Raw genomic sequence first — 15,734 nt, forward strand, 5'->3', positions numbered from 1 at the left:
ATTATGAAACCTTCAGTCACAATTTCCCCTTTATTAACCAAAGTCTTAGATTCCGCACGCTGGGCACCTAGTGGTGACAACGTTCAGTGTTGGCGCTTTGAAATAACCGGCGAGCACACATTTGTTATTCACGGTAAAGATACTTCTGATCATGTTGTATACGATTTAGAGGGGCACGCAAGCTGGTTAGCTGTCGGTTGTTTGCTCGAAGCGATTGATTTATCTGCTGCACATGAAGGTTATGAAGCAGTTTTTCAACATATTGATTGCGAATTGCCTCAGGAAATTCGCATTGGTGTAGAATTAAGCGAGCGGCCTGGTATTGCGCAAGACCCATTATATTCACAAATTATTCGTCGTTGCGTTCAAAGAAAACCAATGGGCACAACCCCGCTTAGCAGTGCGGAGAAAAAAGCGTTTGAGCAATCCTTACCCAATGGATTTGAGGTAATATGGTTAGAAGGTGATCGAGTTAAGCAGCAAGTTGCTAAATTTATGTACGGCAATGCTGATACTCGGTACTCGATGAAAGAGGGGTATGAGGTACACTCTAAAATAATCGATTGGCGGCCTGAATGTCGGCGGTATAGCCCAGATCTTATACCGCCGTTAGCGCTGGGGCTCGATGCTATCAATATAGCATTGACAAAGTGGTCGTTAAAAAGCTGGTCGCGTTTTCATTTTCTAGAAAAATACCTTGCTGGCACTGTATTGCCAAGGTTACTAATGGACTACCGCACCTCAATCAAATGTTCAGCGCACTTCGTCATTGTGGGCGATAAAACTGCAAAATCACAATGGGACTATCATAACGCCGGCAGAGCTGTTTATCGGTTTTGGCTAACTGCTGCTCAGCTCAATTTAGGTTTTCAACCAGAGCAAACCCCAGTTATTTTTTCGGAGTATATTCGTAATGGTGTTGAGTTCAGTGAAAATCCTTACACGAATCAAAATGCTGACAAAATGGATCAAGTGTTCAAGCAACTGATTGGCGAAGACAAGGTGCAGCGCTCTGTATATATGGGAAGAGTTGGACGCAGCGAATTACCAACCTCAAGATCTGTGCGCAAACCACTTACAGAATTATTGCTATAAATACTGTCATTTTTTTTTACACTCAACGTTGTTGTTAAAGAGTGTTATTGGGTGAATTTTAATAAAAACAATAAGTTAAAGTAGTTGGCACGCACTTAGCATTGTTGTTTGTAGATTCGAAAAAAACTTGTCGAATACGTACAGAATTCTTAATGGAGAGATAGCGATGAAAAAATTAACTTTAGCAGCTTTAATAGCATTAGGTAGTGCATCTGCAAACGCAGGCGTTGTATATTTTGACCCTGATCAAAATGGAACGGCAGTAGAGACTCAAGGCTTCAAACTCACTGCTCCTAATGGCGGTAGTGATTTAACTGATGTATACATCTATTTAGGTACCGATGGTGTTTTTAGTGATGGTGATGTGTTTAAAGAAACTGTTGTGTATGATACTGCTTCATATATTGATGGTTCAAATATGTCAACTACAGTTAGCTCACCAATAAGTGGTACTCCTGATTACCCTCGCATTAATATTTCTGTAGATATCCAAGGTGTTGTACAGAATGTAAACACTGATTTCGCCAGTTTATCTGCCGCCGCAAGTACTGCTGGATTATCTGGTCCTCTTGATCCAACTGATAGTGATGCCGATGGTGTAACTGATTTTAATGAATTAGCGTATAAATTTACGTCATTTGAAATCATATTCCAAACAGGTTTGGCAACTCTAAGTGCTTACAACATGAACGAATTGTTTCCTGGTAGTGGGGTATATATGGAAGATGGCTCAACGACTGTTATCGGTCAATTCGACGTTGTAGGTGGTGGTGCTGATAGTGTATCTACTCCAGGTACTGGCACACGTCAATCCTCTAAATTCGCGCTTGATTTGGCTATTAACGAAGATTTTGTAGAAAATAATGAAACTCTAGTTTCTTCTGTTTATAAAGATGCTGGCGGTAATCCTTTGGTAGAATGGGATGATGTAAATGAACTAGTTGTTGGTACGCTTGAGTTATTAGGTGTGGGTAATGCTACTCCGGAGCAAATCACTGGGGCTGGCGCTGACCAAGATGGAGTTTATATGATTGTTGAAGCTCAAGGCGATGGCGGTGGTCTTGAATTTGTTGTACCAGAGCCTGCTTCTTTAGCTGTATTTGGTATGGGTCTATTAGGTTTAGCTGGTGCAATGCGTCGCCGCCAAGCTTAATCGCTATATTAGTTAATTTAATGTTTAAAAAAGGTAGCTTCGGCTACCTTTTTGCGTTTGTGCGGCTGTAAAAAAGTGCAGTAGCATATATACTGGTAACTACAATAAAAATACAGAACAGAGAAGGGATATGAATAAAAAGTACTTAGCAATACTACTTGGCTCCGCATTGATGGCCGGGTGTGGTCAACAAAGCTACCAATCTAATTTAGAACAAGCTCAGCAGCAATTAAGTAAAGAGCAAGAGCAAGCTGCTGTTATTTCCCTTAAAAACGCAATTCAACAAGATCCAAATCAATCGGAAGCTCGTGTTTTACTCGGTTCAGTTTATGCTCGGCAAGGTTTATTTAGTGCCGCAGAAAAAGAACTTACCAAAGCAATTGAGTTAGGCGCCAAAGAGAGCCAAGTCTTACCTGTACTTGCTGAGGTATGGTTATACTTAGAAGATAGTGGCAGCTTAGATAAATACAGTGATAAGAACGACGATGCAAAGTTTTATTTGGCTGCCTACCACTTAAACCAAGGTTTAGAAAGCAAGGCAGTTGAGTTGTTTACACAAGTGTCACGCCAAGCTGGTGACGGGGCAATTTATAAATTGTCTAGCGAGTTTGTCAAAATCTTTAATCAGCAACAAAATTCGTTAGCACATCTATCGGAAGTCGCGCTCGCTTACCCTGAGCACAGGTATGTTCAACAAATATATGCGCGTTCGTTGGCTATAAGCGGTGAGTATAAAAAAGCAGTTAGTGTTTACCAAGATTTGGTCAACCAATCACCTAGTTTTATTCAATTAAAGTTATTTTTAGCTGATGCGCAGGTAAAAAGTGGTAACTATAAGGCTGCTAGCCCAAACATTAAAGAATTGCTTAAATTTGCTAAACATCATGCCTATCTAAACTATTTAAATGCAATTGTTGATTTTGAAGCGCAAGAATTTGAATCCGCTAAACTTTCTGCAGAGCGGGCGCTACAAGCAGGCTTTGAAAATAAAATCGCCCGTATTATTGCGGGCGTAAGTTCATTTCGATTAAACAATTTAGAACAAGCCTACAATCACTTGCAGCCCGTGGCCGACGATATACCAGAAGGGCATGATCTGAAGCGTTTATTGGCAGCGTTGCAAATATCTTTGGGTTACACAGATGAAGCCTTGATCAACGTGCTGGAAAGCGATACAGAAGTAGACCCTGATTTAGTCGCGGCTCTAGGGTATCAATTACATAGCAAGCAGCAAACTGAAGGTCTGCAGTCTCTGCTGAAAAAGGTCGAAGGCAAATCTATCGACAACCCACAAACGTTGGCACGTATCGGTGCATTGAAACTGACGCTAGACCAAGATGGCAATGGTGGGGTGGATGAACTTGAAAAAGTATTTGCACTCGATTCTGATATAGAAATAGCGAAACGCTTGTTATTAATTCGGTATTTAGATAAAGGTGAGTTTGATAAAGCAATTGATTTAGCCAATAAATTGATTGAGCAATATCCGTCTAAAGCAGAGGGGCATAATTACACGGCCGTTATCTACGAGCGCATGGGTGAGATTGACAAGGTTGATCAAGCTTTCTCTAAAGCGATTGAAGTTGAGCCAAGCAATGCAGCGGCTTTGTTGTATTTTATTGGACAAAGTGCACAAAACAATGACTTTGATAGTGTTGGTAAATACTTAAAGCAATTGCTTGATGAGCACCCGACTCATATAAGAGGCTTGTCACTCAACATGATCTACCAAAAGCAGCAAGGAAATGCTGCGAAAGGTTTAAATGCATATCGTAAAGCGTTTGAATTAAGCAATGAGTCATTGGCTTATAGGTTAGCGTATGGTAAGGCCTTATCAAGTGAAGGTAAGTACCCTGAGGTTATTTCTTTATTAAAACCAGTTGAAAAACAATTAAATTTGCCTGATTTGTATTGGCACCTACTTGCCAATGCTTATATTAATCAAAACAACTTATCTGCTGCAGAATACGCATATAAACAGTGGTCGACCCTTGCCCCTAATAACTTAGTCGCAAGGTTAAGTTTAATTTCTACCATTGAACTAACGAATGATTTTAATCGAGCGTTACGTGAAACCGAAACTGCGCTTGACTATTTTCCAAACGACTTGCGCCTAAAGTTAATGAAAGCAAGATATTTGGTTGAAGTAAGGCAGCTATCGAAAGCGCAGCAAGTTTTAACCGACTTAAATATGCCAAGCAATGAATTGGTACAAGCTCTGCAGGGGCGTATATGGCTTTATACTGAGCAATACAACAAAGCCGTAGCGCCGTTAACGGCTTATTATAATACTGATTCTAGAGCGCAACATGCAATTCGAGTTGCTAAGGCTTATATTGGGGCAAAACAGAATAGCGATGCTGTTGACTTTCTGAAAAAGCATATTCAAGCGAATGAACAAGACGTCGTCAGCAAATCATATTTAGCTAACTACCTCTCCAGCCAAAACTCGCTCAATGATGCTTCCAAGTTGTTTGAGTCAGTGTTGCAGCAGCAACCGAATAATCCATTGGCACTCAATAATTTGGCTAATTTGCATTTAGCTAAAGGTAAGCTTCAACAAGCAGAGACTTTAGCTTTACGAGTAACCAAACACCATCCTGAGATGGCAGCTGGTTTTGATACCCTCGGCAGTGTATACAAAGCTCAGGAGCAATTTGATAAAGCTCACAAGGCTTACGAAACTGCGTTTAAACTAAACGCTGGTAGCTTAGAGGTTATGCTCAATTATATTGAGAGTTTAGCTAAAGTCGGCCAAAAGTCATTAGCTGCCCAGTATATCGACTCGTTGGAACCGCTAAAGGCAAAGTTAGACCCAAGCGAATTATCAAAATTGAACGCAAGAATAGCTAAAATTAACGCCATCTAACGTTTAACCTGTCAATCAGCTAGTTAAGTAGCTGATTGACCTTGTGTTGCTGCTGTGGTGTTAGATTAATTAGACTATTCAACAGTTCTCTGGCTTCATCTCTAAACTTTAAATCCATCAGTGCTTCGGCTTTGTTTATTTTTATTTCAGCACTGTCTGGGGCTGCTTCTAAAGCTTTATCAAAATACTCAAGCGCCTGCATTTTTTTACCGTTGGCGGATAGGGCGCTAGCTAGCGTATCTATCACACCTGGGTTATTTGGGGCCAACTCATAGGCCTTTTGAGCGAGCTCTAGTGCATGGCTACTATCACCCTGTTGAAGCGCTAGATAGGCTAAGTTATTTAGCACTAGATAATTTGGGTTAAACTTTTCATTAATGTATAAGTAAGTATCGTAAGCTTGCTTATGTTGGTTAGTTGCCAAGTAAGCATTTGCTAGCGCAAGGTTTAATGGTTGGCTGTTTTTTAACCATTTGGACTTGTCTAGGCGCTTAATAACGTCTTGGTGTTGGCCACTAGCAGCTGTAGCCTGTACTAAAGCAAACAAATTGCTTTCAGAAGGGAATAATTCAAAAGAATTGGAAAAGTGCTCACTTGCTTTGGCAAATTCTTTACTTTGCAAAGCTATGTTTCCAAGTGTTTTGTGATATAACCAGTTCGAATTAATGTTAGTTTCTGAATGCAGTTTTTCTAATATAGGTTTATCTACAATCAAGCCTAACACAGACTGGTAATACACTTTTAATAGTTGAAAACCTAGGATATTAGGATCACTCGCTATTTTATCATTAACAAAACTCAATGCTTGCTGGAAGTCTCCATTTAATTCATAAACCTTTAGCAATTTTTGTTCTATTTGTCGATTGGCTGCACTTTCAAGTGACGACTTATAATAAAAAATAGCTTTATCTGTTTTATTGGATTTCAAATAGACATCGCCTAAAACACCATCAATTACCGCTAGTTGCTGATTATCTGATAAATTTATACGTCGGGTTCTTTCTAGGATTGCTACCGACTCATCGAATTTGCTTTGCAATGCGTGAGCGTACGCGTAATGGATAGCGATGAGAGCACTTGAATTATCTTTGTCGTATTGTTGGCGCAAAAAATCTGTAACTTTGCGTTGGTATTGCTGCTGTTTGCTTAACGTTAGCAAAGCTTGTAGCGCGCCTAAATGTTGATCATTGTGCTGTACCACTCTAGTGTAGTTATCGTAGGCTTGAGCAAACTCATCGGCTTTGTGGGCTACTACACCAAGCTGGAAAAGTGCAGCGATATTATTTTTATCAATTTCTAGTACGCGCTCGAGCGCTTTTTTTGCAAGCTCAGGTTTGTTTGCTTGCTGGTTTATGGCGCTTTGTAACAACCAGCCTTGCGCTTTTTGTTCAGGAGTATCACTTTGTTGCCATCTAAGCGCAATACCTTGTGCTTTCTCTAGTTTATCTTGTGCCAAGTAGGCAGACGCTAATCCCCTCTCGGCTACTTCAAGCTCAGGCGTTAATGATAGTGCTTTTTCTAATGTGGCCGTGCCTTGCTCAAAATTCTCCATCTGCAACATTAAAATACCTTGACGAGTGAGTTCGTCACTGGTGTTGTCTGAGACTTCCATAGCCGATGCTAACAAGGATTCTGCTTCGGCTCTATTGCCTGTACGCAACATATGCAAGCTTGCGGTGCTTAGCAACTGACTATCTGCTTGCTCGCTAGTTGTTAACGTCTCTAACGTCGCTAATGCTTCAGTTTGATAACCTAATCTTAACTGCAAATCTACTAGCAGTTTGTTGGCAAAATGGTCTGGGGCAAGCTGGCCATCCAAGGCTTTTAAATGCTCGTAGGCTTGTTCGTATTTTCCTAGCTGATAATTACTATAGCCTGCAATAAGCCTAGCTGTAGAGTTATCAATGCGGTTTTGAATTGCATATTCTGACAGTTGTTTTGCGTTGATAAAGTCTTTATTAGCAATGCTTACCTGACTGTGTAAAAAATTAATATAGGGGTGCGAATTGTATTGGGAGAATAATTTTTTAGTGATTTTTTCAGCTTTATCTATTTGCTGTGCGTTGATATAAGCTGCTGCTGATTGCATCTTGAACGGCAGGTGTTGTGAGTATTGTTGACTCAAGATTGCCATAGCATCAGCCGCCTTTAGGTTGGCTTGCTGCAATAGTAATATTTGTGGTTTTAGCGCTAGCGCGGCAAGCTTGTTTGGATGTGCTTGAAGCTCTTCGTTTACCAAATGCAAGGCCCTATTATAGTCTTGGTTTGATAATGCTATATAGGCTTTGGATAATCTTTGCCATTCTGTTGGCGATTTAGATAATTCGGAAAACTTCTCTATCGCTGCGTTAGATTTGTTTTCTTGAAGGTCGATAATCGCTGAAAAGTAACGATTGGTTGGTGTTGGGGCGTCACTAAAGCTTTTAATAACATTAGCAAAATTATAGTTGTAATAGCTAAGTTGTACTAAATAGTTAGAGGCTTCGGTTCGGTTATAACCTAGCTCAAGTGCTTTTTTTAATTCTTTTTCTGCTTGGGCAAATGCGCCAGTGTAAAAATAAGCTTCGCCTAAAGCGTATCGATATTGGGCGTTTTCTGGTGCTTTAGAAACTGCATTTTTAAATTCTATAATGGCAGTGTCATCATTCTGAGCCGCCAAATGTGCCTGTGCCTGTTGATAATGCTCGTTGGCAGACTTTTCAAAGCAGCCAGTCAATAGTACAGCAGAGATAATTGCAGGGACAAATTTATTGAATTTCATACACATTCTTTGATTTATGTAATAATGTTCATCAGTATACGAGGTTAAGCAATTTGATTGAAGCTAAAACCGAGCAGAAAAACACCAAGCGACTTGCACTTTAAATGGATAAAACTTCTCTACCGCAGATTCGTACTGTTAGCTGCAACGAATTTATAAATATGGTTAAACGCATAACAGAAACTACGCCAATCAGCCCATTTCTGTCGGTAAATTGGATGCATGCGTGGAGCCAAATGGTGCCAGACGCAATTTATTATTGTGTATATATTCGTGATGAAGCGATAGGTGGGTTTGCTCTGCGGCAAACTAAAACGGTTCGTTATGGTATATACAAATGTCAGCTTTTTTTACACCGTGCTGGTCAGCAAGTACGTGACCAAGTTTGGATTGAAGAGAATGATGTCATCTGTTTGCCAGAGTATCGCAAGCAAGTTTGGCAAGCGTTGCTAGCGAGTTTCAAACAATCGAGCAGTGACGAATTGATTGTGGCAATGAGTTATGAACTCGCTGACATTGATTATACCGGCTTTAAGCTAGAGCAAGAGCTTACTTCACCAAGTTATGCTCGAACGCTAGAAGCAAGTTATGCAAATATTGATAATTTGCTCGCAGCTTTTTCTCGAAATACCCGCTCACAAATCAAAAGAGCGATTAAAAAATTACCTAGGGGCGTTGAGCTAGCTAATGCCAAAAATTCGCAACATGCGTTTGATATGCTTGATTGGGCAGCGTTGCATCACCAAAAACGCTGGCACGACAGCGGGTTTTTAAATCCTACCTTTGTCGAATTCCATCAGAGGGTTATTCGTTTTGGTGTCGTTAATGATAGTGTGCGACTGCTACAGTTCAGTGTCGGAGAGCAAGTTGCAGCGGTTTATTATTACTTTTTACAGAATAAACGTGTATATTTTTACCTAGGTGCAGTTAATTACGACAGTTTTGACGATAAGCACAAAATTGGCTTAGTTGCACACTGTTATGCGATGAGTTATTTTGCTGGATTAGGTTACAAGATTTATGACTTTTTAGCTGGAGAGGCTAGGTATAAAGCGTCGTTGTCCAATATCCAAACTGAGCAGCATATGTATGTTGTGTCTAAGCCTAAACTTAAGCTAGCAGTCATAAACGCACTGAAGTCGATAAAGCAGATAATAACTAGAAAATAAATATGGATCAGTTTCATGAGCCCGAGCTTTAATATTGCTATTTCAATCGAAGAAAACCTCGGGGTGAGTCGAATAGCACAACCCTGCCAATTTTCAATCCCATTTATTCAAGGTCAAACCCCCAACGCTGAATACGTTGACTTGGTATCACAAACAGGAAGATCGATTCGGTGCAGCAAGCGGATTTTGGGTTACTGGCCGGACGGCAGTATTAAATGGTTGCAGATTGCATTTTTAGCCAACGTGGATGCTAATCAAAAACAGCAACTCAATGTAGTCATTTGTGAACCTAAAAAAGAAAGACAGCAACAAAAAATCACAACTGTAGATAAGGCTGACGTTGCTGTCGGCATAAAGTTGCAAGTGAGCAAACAGCCTTTGTTTGAATCGTCTGCACAGTGGCAACTAATTGAAAGTACAGAGTTAACGTCTACCCAACAAGCAAAGTTTCAATGGCCGGGCGATGAAAATATACAAATTGAATTACTGCGAACAAGTTATTTGGAAACGGGTGATAGTTTGTATGCGGTTAAGTTACTTAATGCTCGAGCGGCAACCCACTCAGGTGGTTTATGGGACTTAGGTGACAGCGCATCACTCGATATTGAATTTTGTCACGTCGAATTTGCACAGTTGCCGAGTCAATTGAGTTTGACGGAAAACTCAATAGAGCAAACACCACACAATTTGCTGAGGCTTGTGCAGGTGGCAAGTGGCGGTGAAAATTGGTCAAGCCCAGTTCACTTGGATAAAAACCTACAAATACCCTATAAACTAAATGGTGCACAGCTGATTTATGCTAATGGTGATATACAAAACCTCGCAAACGCAAGGGTTAATCCACAAGTGGCTTGCGCTGAGCAATTTACCATTAAGCCGCAGCAATTTTGGCAGCATTTCCCGAAAGGGCTGGCGGTTGAACAAAACAAGGTAATAGTTGAACTATTGCCAAAATGTGAATATTTACATGAACTGCAAGCTGGTGAGCAAACCAGTTTGTTTATTAGCTGTTACAACCAGCAAAACACTACTGATTTTGCCAGTCAAGGTCTTGCAGTTAAAGTTGATTTTGAACATATTCAAAACTGTCAGGTGTGGCCAAATTTAGCTCGACCAGATAAACCTTCAGCAATTGAAAAAATTATTCAATTGAGTGTGGCTGGTGAAAGTAATTTCTTTGCCAAGCGTGAAGTCGTCGATGAGTATGGTTGGCGAAATTTCGGAGATTTATACGCAGACCATGAAACGGATGGTTATACTGGAGATGACATCTTTGTTTCACATTATAACAATCAGTACGATCCCATTTATGGTTTTCTCCGCCAATGGACACTAACACAAGATTCACGTTATTTAGAGCTGGCGCAAGATTTAGCTAAGCATGTAAAAGATATTGACATCTACCATACGGAATTAGATAAAGCCGAATATAACCATGGACTGTTTTGGCACACTGATCATTATCTGCCTGCTAAAACTGCAACGCACAGGACTTACTCCAAACATCATGAACAGGGCGCATACATGGACCATGCCGGTGGCGGTGGCCCAGGGGGACAGCACTGCTATACGACAGGGCTTATGTATCATTACTTTTTAACGGGTGATGAAAGCTCTAAACAAGCCGTGTTGAATTTAACCCAATGGATTGGCCATATTTACGATGGTGAAGGTGGGTTATTAGAAGCTTTGTTAGCGGTTAAAAATGCAGGGCAGGCAGGTTATACGAATTTAGTTACAGGTCAATATCCTTTAGACCGAGGGGTTGGCAATTTTGTTAATGCGTTATTGGACTCATATCAACTGACAAATGACTCATCATACTTAACCAAGGCATTTGACGTATTACAAAACACCATTCACCCGAACGAAGACCTATCCATTAGAGAGCTAAGCAATGTAGAGTATTCTTGGTTTTATACTGTTTTATTGCAAGCCGCTTGCCGTTATTTGCAAATAAAAGAGCAAGCGCAAGAACTCGACACAAGTTTTTATTATGTGCGGGATGCTTTGTTGCACTATGTGTTGTGGATGGAGCAAAACGAATATCCGTATCTAGAAAAACCTGAAATATTAGAATACCCAAATCAGACATGGACAGCACAAGATATGCGTAAAGCCAATATTTTCGCTTTGGCGGCTTATTATGCGCCAGAGTCTGATATGGCAAACAAATTTTGGCACAAAGCTTTGTATTTTTACCAATATGTTGCAGATACGCTGAGTCAAGATGACAACCAAGAATATACGCGTATTTTAGTGTTGTTAATGCAAAATCATGGTGTGATTGAATATTTTAGTCTGCATAAACCAGAGCAAAAATTTGCAGCGGTCCGCAGTTATAAACAGCCAAACTGGCATAAAACCTCAACTAAAATTGTTCGACTTTTGAAATTATCTGTAACTAGGTTAGTTAAAATATCGGTTAAGCGTGAATTAAATTGGTTGGCCAAACGCTCGGCTAAAGTTGCGAAACTACTTGGAAAGTCATCTAAGGAGGCGTGCTAGTTTATGCAAGTATCATTTATTATTCCGCATAAAGGGCGAACTGAGATGTTAGCTCAAACCGTTGCTTCCATTTGGCAGCAAGATTTTGCAGGCGATCAATTTGAAGTCATAGTGGTGACACAAAATCAGGACTTGGACAATGGCCTATTGACGGCAGGTGATGGACGTACTGCCAAGTTGGTTTTTCAAACGCCAGATAAAACTATATCAGCATCGCGCAATTTGGGGGTACGCCATGCAAAAGGTGATTATCTCGCTTTTTTAGATGCGGATGTTGAGCTTTCGAGTAATTGGATTAAAGCAATGCTCGCAGAGCTTAATTCTGCACCCGATAGAGTGCTCGTGAGTGCTATGCAGCAGTGCAATGACAGCGCGCCACCGCTAGAAAAAATTAGAACCGCATTAAGTAATGCGGATGTAGATTGCAACCTCAGGTTTTTGCCTGGCCGTAACTTATTGTTGGCGCGTGAAACGTTTTTTGCAGCAGGGCAATTCCCCGAACATTTGATTACTTGTGAAGACTACTACTTTACCGACCAAGTGCACAAACATGGCAAATTGTTTTACTCGTCGGCCGCAACGTATATCCACTTGGGTGAAGATAAAATTCTCGGCGAAATGTACAAAAAGGAAATTTGGCGAGGTCAATCGAATATTCAATCGATTAAAGGCCGTAATATCCCATTCAGTGAAATTCCGAGCTTCATTGTACCTGTATGGATTGCTTTTTTTGCATTGATGGCAGTCGTAAGCCTATTGTTTATTTCTGTAAATGCAGCTGTTGGGTGTATAGCCGCTGCGCTATTACCAATTGTTATCTACGCATTTAGGTTATACAAATTGCCGTCAAATACGGTATCCTATTGGCAAATATTAAAATTTTATCTAGTTTATTTCCCCGCAAGGATTGTAGGTACGTTTGGTGGGGTGATTAAAGCGGTGGAGTTAAAACAACAATGACAAGCCAACCCATCAAAGTTTTACAATTTATCTGCCCAACAGGGTTTTATGGCGCCGAACGCTGGATTTTAGCGCTTGCTCGTTATTTGCAGCCTGAACAAGTGCAATGTGATTTAGCCGTAACGCTTGAATCGAACACGCATGATTTAGAACTGGTTAAACAATATAAAAAGCTTGGCTTAAAGACCTTTGAAGTACCAATGAAAAACAAATTTGATTTAGCGGTGATTGACCGCATGGTTGAATTGGTTAAACGCGAAGGTTATACGGTTATCCATACGCATGGCTATAAGTCAGATATTATAGGTGTTCGAGTTGCAAAAAAGGCGGGGATCCGCTGTGTGGTAACGCCACATGGTTTTGAAAATGCAAAAGATTTTAAATTAAGAGCTTTTATTTGGCTAGGTTGCCAAGCAATGAAGTTTGCGCATGTGGTGGCGCCTTTGTCTAAAGCTTTATGTGATGATGTATTGCGCATGGGGGTCAAACCAAATAAGTTGCAATATATTCAAAACGGCGTTGATTTATCTGAAGTTGAAGCTCAGCGGCAGCGAGAAAACCCGCTCAAGTCTAGTGGTCATGCTAAGCGCATTGGTTTTATTGGCCAAATGATCAGCCGTAAGAATATTTTTGATATTTTAGATATTTTTAATGATTTAGCCGCAAAATATCCAGAAATTACTTTATCGCTATTAGGTGACGGCGATCAGCGTGCTGAACTTGAAGCTTATACACAGAACCTACAATATAAAGATAGAATCGAATTTTTAGGCTTTCGTGATGACAGGTTAGAGCTATTACAAAGTTTTGACCTGTTTGTGATGACTTCTACTTTAGAAGGCATCCCGCGCTGTTTAATGGAAGCTACGGCAATGGGCATTCCGGTTGCTGCATATAATATAGCGGGTATTGATCAACTGATTCAGCATCAAAAATCAGGTTTACTGGCGACACTTGGTGACAAACAAACATTAACCCAATACTGGGAAAACTTGTTATTCGACGACGTGTTAGCCACAAAATATGCCGATGTTGCGCGTGAATATGTATACCAAAACTATTCTGGTAAACGTATGGCTGATGAATATTATCAGCTGTTTGTAAACATGGAAAATGGACAGTTTGATTAATGGCGCCGTTGCACAAACCAAAAGTTAAATTTGTTATCTCTGTAGACACGGAAGAAGAGTGGGACTGGTCAGGGCCTTTTCCACAAAAAGACTTTTCGGTCGACAACGTACAACAAATCCCAGCATTTCAAAATTTTTGCCAAGGTTTGGGCATTAAACCAAGTTACTTTGTAGATTATGCTGTTGCAAATGATCCTAACAGTGTTGATTTATTGAACAGTGCAGTTGCAGGCGGAAAAGGTGAAATCGCTGCACATCTTCATCCTTGGTGCAATCCCCCATATTATGCTCAAACCACTGAATTTGAATCGCATGTGATTAACCTGCCAATAGGGCAAGTTGAAGCCAAGCTAAAACAGTTAACTGACAAACTGAAAACTGTATTTAATACACATCCACGAGCATTTCGTACCGGTCGCTGGGGTATTTCTGGCGATGTATTAAAGTTGCTGGTGAAGTTTGGATATGACATAGACTCCAGTGTTTATCCCTACTATAGGCATAAATTTTTTACCTGCCAAGGAGCGCCTATTTACCCTTACTTTCCTGACTTTGACAATGTGGTTAATACGGGAGAGCAGCGGGATATTTTACAAATTCCTGTGTCGGTTGGGTTTAATCATGCAAACTTTGCCTTGAGCAATAAAATTCACAACTGGATAGAAACGCCTGCTTTGCAATGGCTGAGGCCTGTAGGTGTAGCGTGGCACAGTCGTTTATTGCGCAAACATTATTTATGCCCAGAGCTGTCTACAGCCAAGGATATGATTTGTTTAGTTAAAAGTATGCTGAAGCGTAATGAAAAAGTGTTTCATATGTATTTGCACAGTTCGAGCTTACTGACAAGCTCAACAGGCTTTATGCGTGATGGAGAAGGTGCGCACACGATAGTTGAGCGCATTCAACCTGTGTTTGAGTATTTGCAACAAAATGCTGATGTGGAGTGCATGACAATTTCACAGGTCGCAGATTGGTTTAAACAGGAGCAGGCATGAGCAGCCTTGGACAAATAGAAATTAACCTAGCGACCAATCTGCAACAAGTTGCTTGGGATGAATATGTTAAGCAGCATAAAAATGCTACACCTTACCATATGTTTGCTTGGGGATTAGCGGTTGAGCAGGCATACCTGCATAAAGCTTATTATCTAATCGCAACTCAACAAAATACTATTGTTGGTGTGTTACCTCTGGTTCAGTTTAAAAAGCCTTTTACAAAACAACAATTATGCAGCTTACCTTTTTGTGATTTAGGTGGGGTATTAGCCGACAACAAACAGGTTGAACAAGCTTTGTTGGCTGAAGCAGGCAAATGGTTAATGCAAAATAACCAGCAATTCATTGACTATCGTGCGACAGAAGTGAATTACGACAGTGCAGTTTCAGAGCAAATTGATTTAGATAACAAAAAAGTCAGAATGCTGCTGCAACTACCAGAAAGTTCGCAGGCTTTATGGGATGGTTTTAAAAGCAAACTGCGTAGCCAAATTCGCAAAGCGGAAAAAAACGGTTTAACTGCTGAAATATCAGCTGCCAACAATAAAGAACAAAAATTTATTGATGGTTTTTATCAAGTGATTAGCCGAAACATGCGTGATTTAGGCTCACCTGTGCATAGTAAAGCTTGGTTTGACAGTATATTGAATTTTTATGGGGAAAATGCAGTTATCGCCCTTGTGTATAAAGATGACATAGTGGTTGGCGCAGGCATAGTACTAACCTGCGGCAATAAAGCTTGTATCCCTTGGGCTTCTACTGTGGCTGAATACAACCGTCTTGCGCCGAATATGTTGTTGTATTGGACTTTGTTAAAGCACGTTTCCGATCACAATATAGGTAGTTTTGATTTTGGTCGCTCAACGTTTAATGAAGGCACTTATCGGTTTAAGTCTCAGTGGGGCGCACAGCCTGAATTATTAGACTGGTGTCAGCTTAACGCAAGTGGTCAGCGTATTAATACGGAAACAACCGCAACAGGCAAAGGTAAAATGCGCGCGCGGGTCGAAAACATTTGGCGCAAGTTGCCGCTCTCAGTTACAGAAACTGTCGGCCCAAAAGTTAGAAAATATATTAGTTTGTAGCCTTTTTTG

10 protein-coding genes are annotated in these 15,734 nt (G+C 40.5%); 9 read left to right on the forward strand and 1 reads right to left on the reverse strand.

Translation table 11 applies throughout. The features are described 5' to 3' along the window. The first annotated feature begins 3 nt into the window (after window positions 1–3). The 3 genes from DS2_RS04715 to prsT (DS2_RS04725) all read left to right on the forward strand — a co-directional run bounded on the left by DS2_RS04715 (window position 4) and on the right by prsT (DS2_RS04725) (window position 5,117). Window positions 4–1,095, forward strand: coding sequence for a hypothetical protein (locus tag DS2_RS04715; RefSeq protein ID WP_035013508.1), 1,092 nt, complete (start codon window positions 4–6; stop codon window positions 1,093–1,095). A gap of 166 nt (window positions 1,096–1,261) precedes the next feature. Then, window positions 1,262–2,248 (forward strand): PEP-CTERM sorting domain-containing protein, encoded by a 987-nt coding sequence (locus tag DS2_RS04720; protein ID WP_035013509.1) that lies wholly within the window; start codon window positions 1,262–1,264, stop codon window positions 2,246–2,248. Between the two features lie 130 nt (window positions 2,249–2,378). After that, a complete protein-coding gene (gene prsT, locus DS2_RS04725; RefSeq protein WP_081754189.1) occupies window positions 2,379–5,117 on the forward strand; it encodes an XrtA/PEP-CTERM system TPR-repeat protein PrsT in 2,739 nt (912 codons plus the stop codon). A gap of 19 nt (window positions 5,118–5,136) precedes the next feature. On the opposite strand, the gene prsT (DS2_RS04730) is transcribed toward prsT (DS2_RS04725), so the two are convergent. Continuing rightward, complete coding sequence (gene prsT, locus DS2_RS04730) at window positions 5,137–7,878, reverse strand: XrtA/PEP-CTERM system TPR-repeat protein PrsT (RefSeq protein WP_035013511.1); 2,742 nt, start codon at window positions 7,876–7,878, stop codon at window positions 5,137–5,139. A gap of 104 nt (window positions 7,879–7,982) precedes the next feature. Between prsT (DS2_RS04730) and DS2_RS04735 the strand changes: the two genes are divergently transcribed. From DS2_RS04735 to DS2_RS04760, 6 genes are read left to right on the forward strand one after another with little or no spacing between them, the layout of a single operon-like run. Then, window positions 7,983–9,047 carry a GNAT family N-acetyltransferase gene (locus DS2_RS04735; RefSeq protein WP_035013512.1) on the forward strand — a complete coding sequence of 355 codons (1,065 nt, stop codon included), beginning with the start codon at window positions 7,983–7,985 and terminating at the stop codon, window positions 9,045–9,047. A gap of 15 nt (window positions 9,048–9,062) precedes the next feature. Then, window positions 9,063–11,555, forward strand: a complete 2,493-nt coding sequence (locus DS2_RS04740) for a hypothetical protein (protein WP_051479627.1) — start codon at window positions 9,063–9,065, stop codon at window positions 11,553–11,555. 3 nt (window positions 11,556–11,558) lie between these two features. After that, window positions 11,559–12,515: a glycosyltransferase gene (locus DS2_RS04745; RefSeq protein WP_035013513.1), complete on the forward strand. Its 957-nt coding sequence runs from the start codon at window positions 11,559–11,561 to the stop codon at window positions 12,513–12,515. Next, complete coding sequence (locus tag DS2_RS04750; protein WP_035013514.1) at window positions 12,512–13,645, forward strand: glycosyltransferase; 1,134 nt, start codon at window positions 12,512–12,514, stop codon at window positions 13,643–13,645. Before DS2_RS04745 ends, DS2_RS04750 begins: the two co-directional genes overlap by 4 nt. Continuing rightward, window positions 13,645–14,640 (forward strand): polysaccharide deacetylase family protein, encoded by a 996-nt coding sequence (locus tag DS2_RS04755; RefSeq protein WP_035013515.1) that lies wholly within the window; start codon window positions 13,645–13,647, stop codon window positions 14,638–14,640. The genes DS2_RS04750 and DS2_RS04755 overlap by 1 nt, the downstream gene beginning before the upstream one ends. After that, window positions 14,637–15,725, forward strand: a complete 1,089-nt coding sequence (locus DS2_RS04760; protein WP_051479628.1) for a FemAB family XrtA/PEP-CTERM system-associated protein — start codon at window positions 14,637–14,639, stop codon at window positions 15,723–15,725. The genes DS2_RS04755 and DS2_RS04760 overlap by 4 nt, the downstream gene beginning before the upstream one ends. Window positions 15,726–15,734: the final 9 nt, after the last annotated feature.

Source organism: Catenovulum agarivorans DS-2 (genome assembly GCF_000568405.1).
In the GTDB taxonomy this organism is placed as follows: domain Bacteria; phylum Pseudomonadota; class Gammaproteobacteria; order Enterobacterales; family Alteromonadaceae; genus Catenovulum; species Catenovulum agarivorans_A.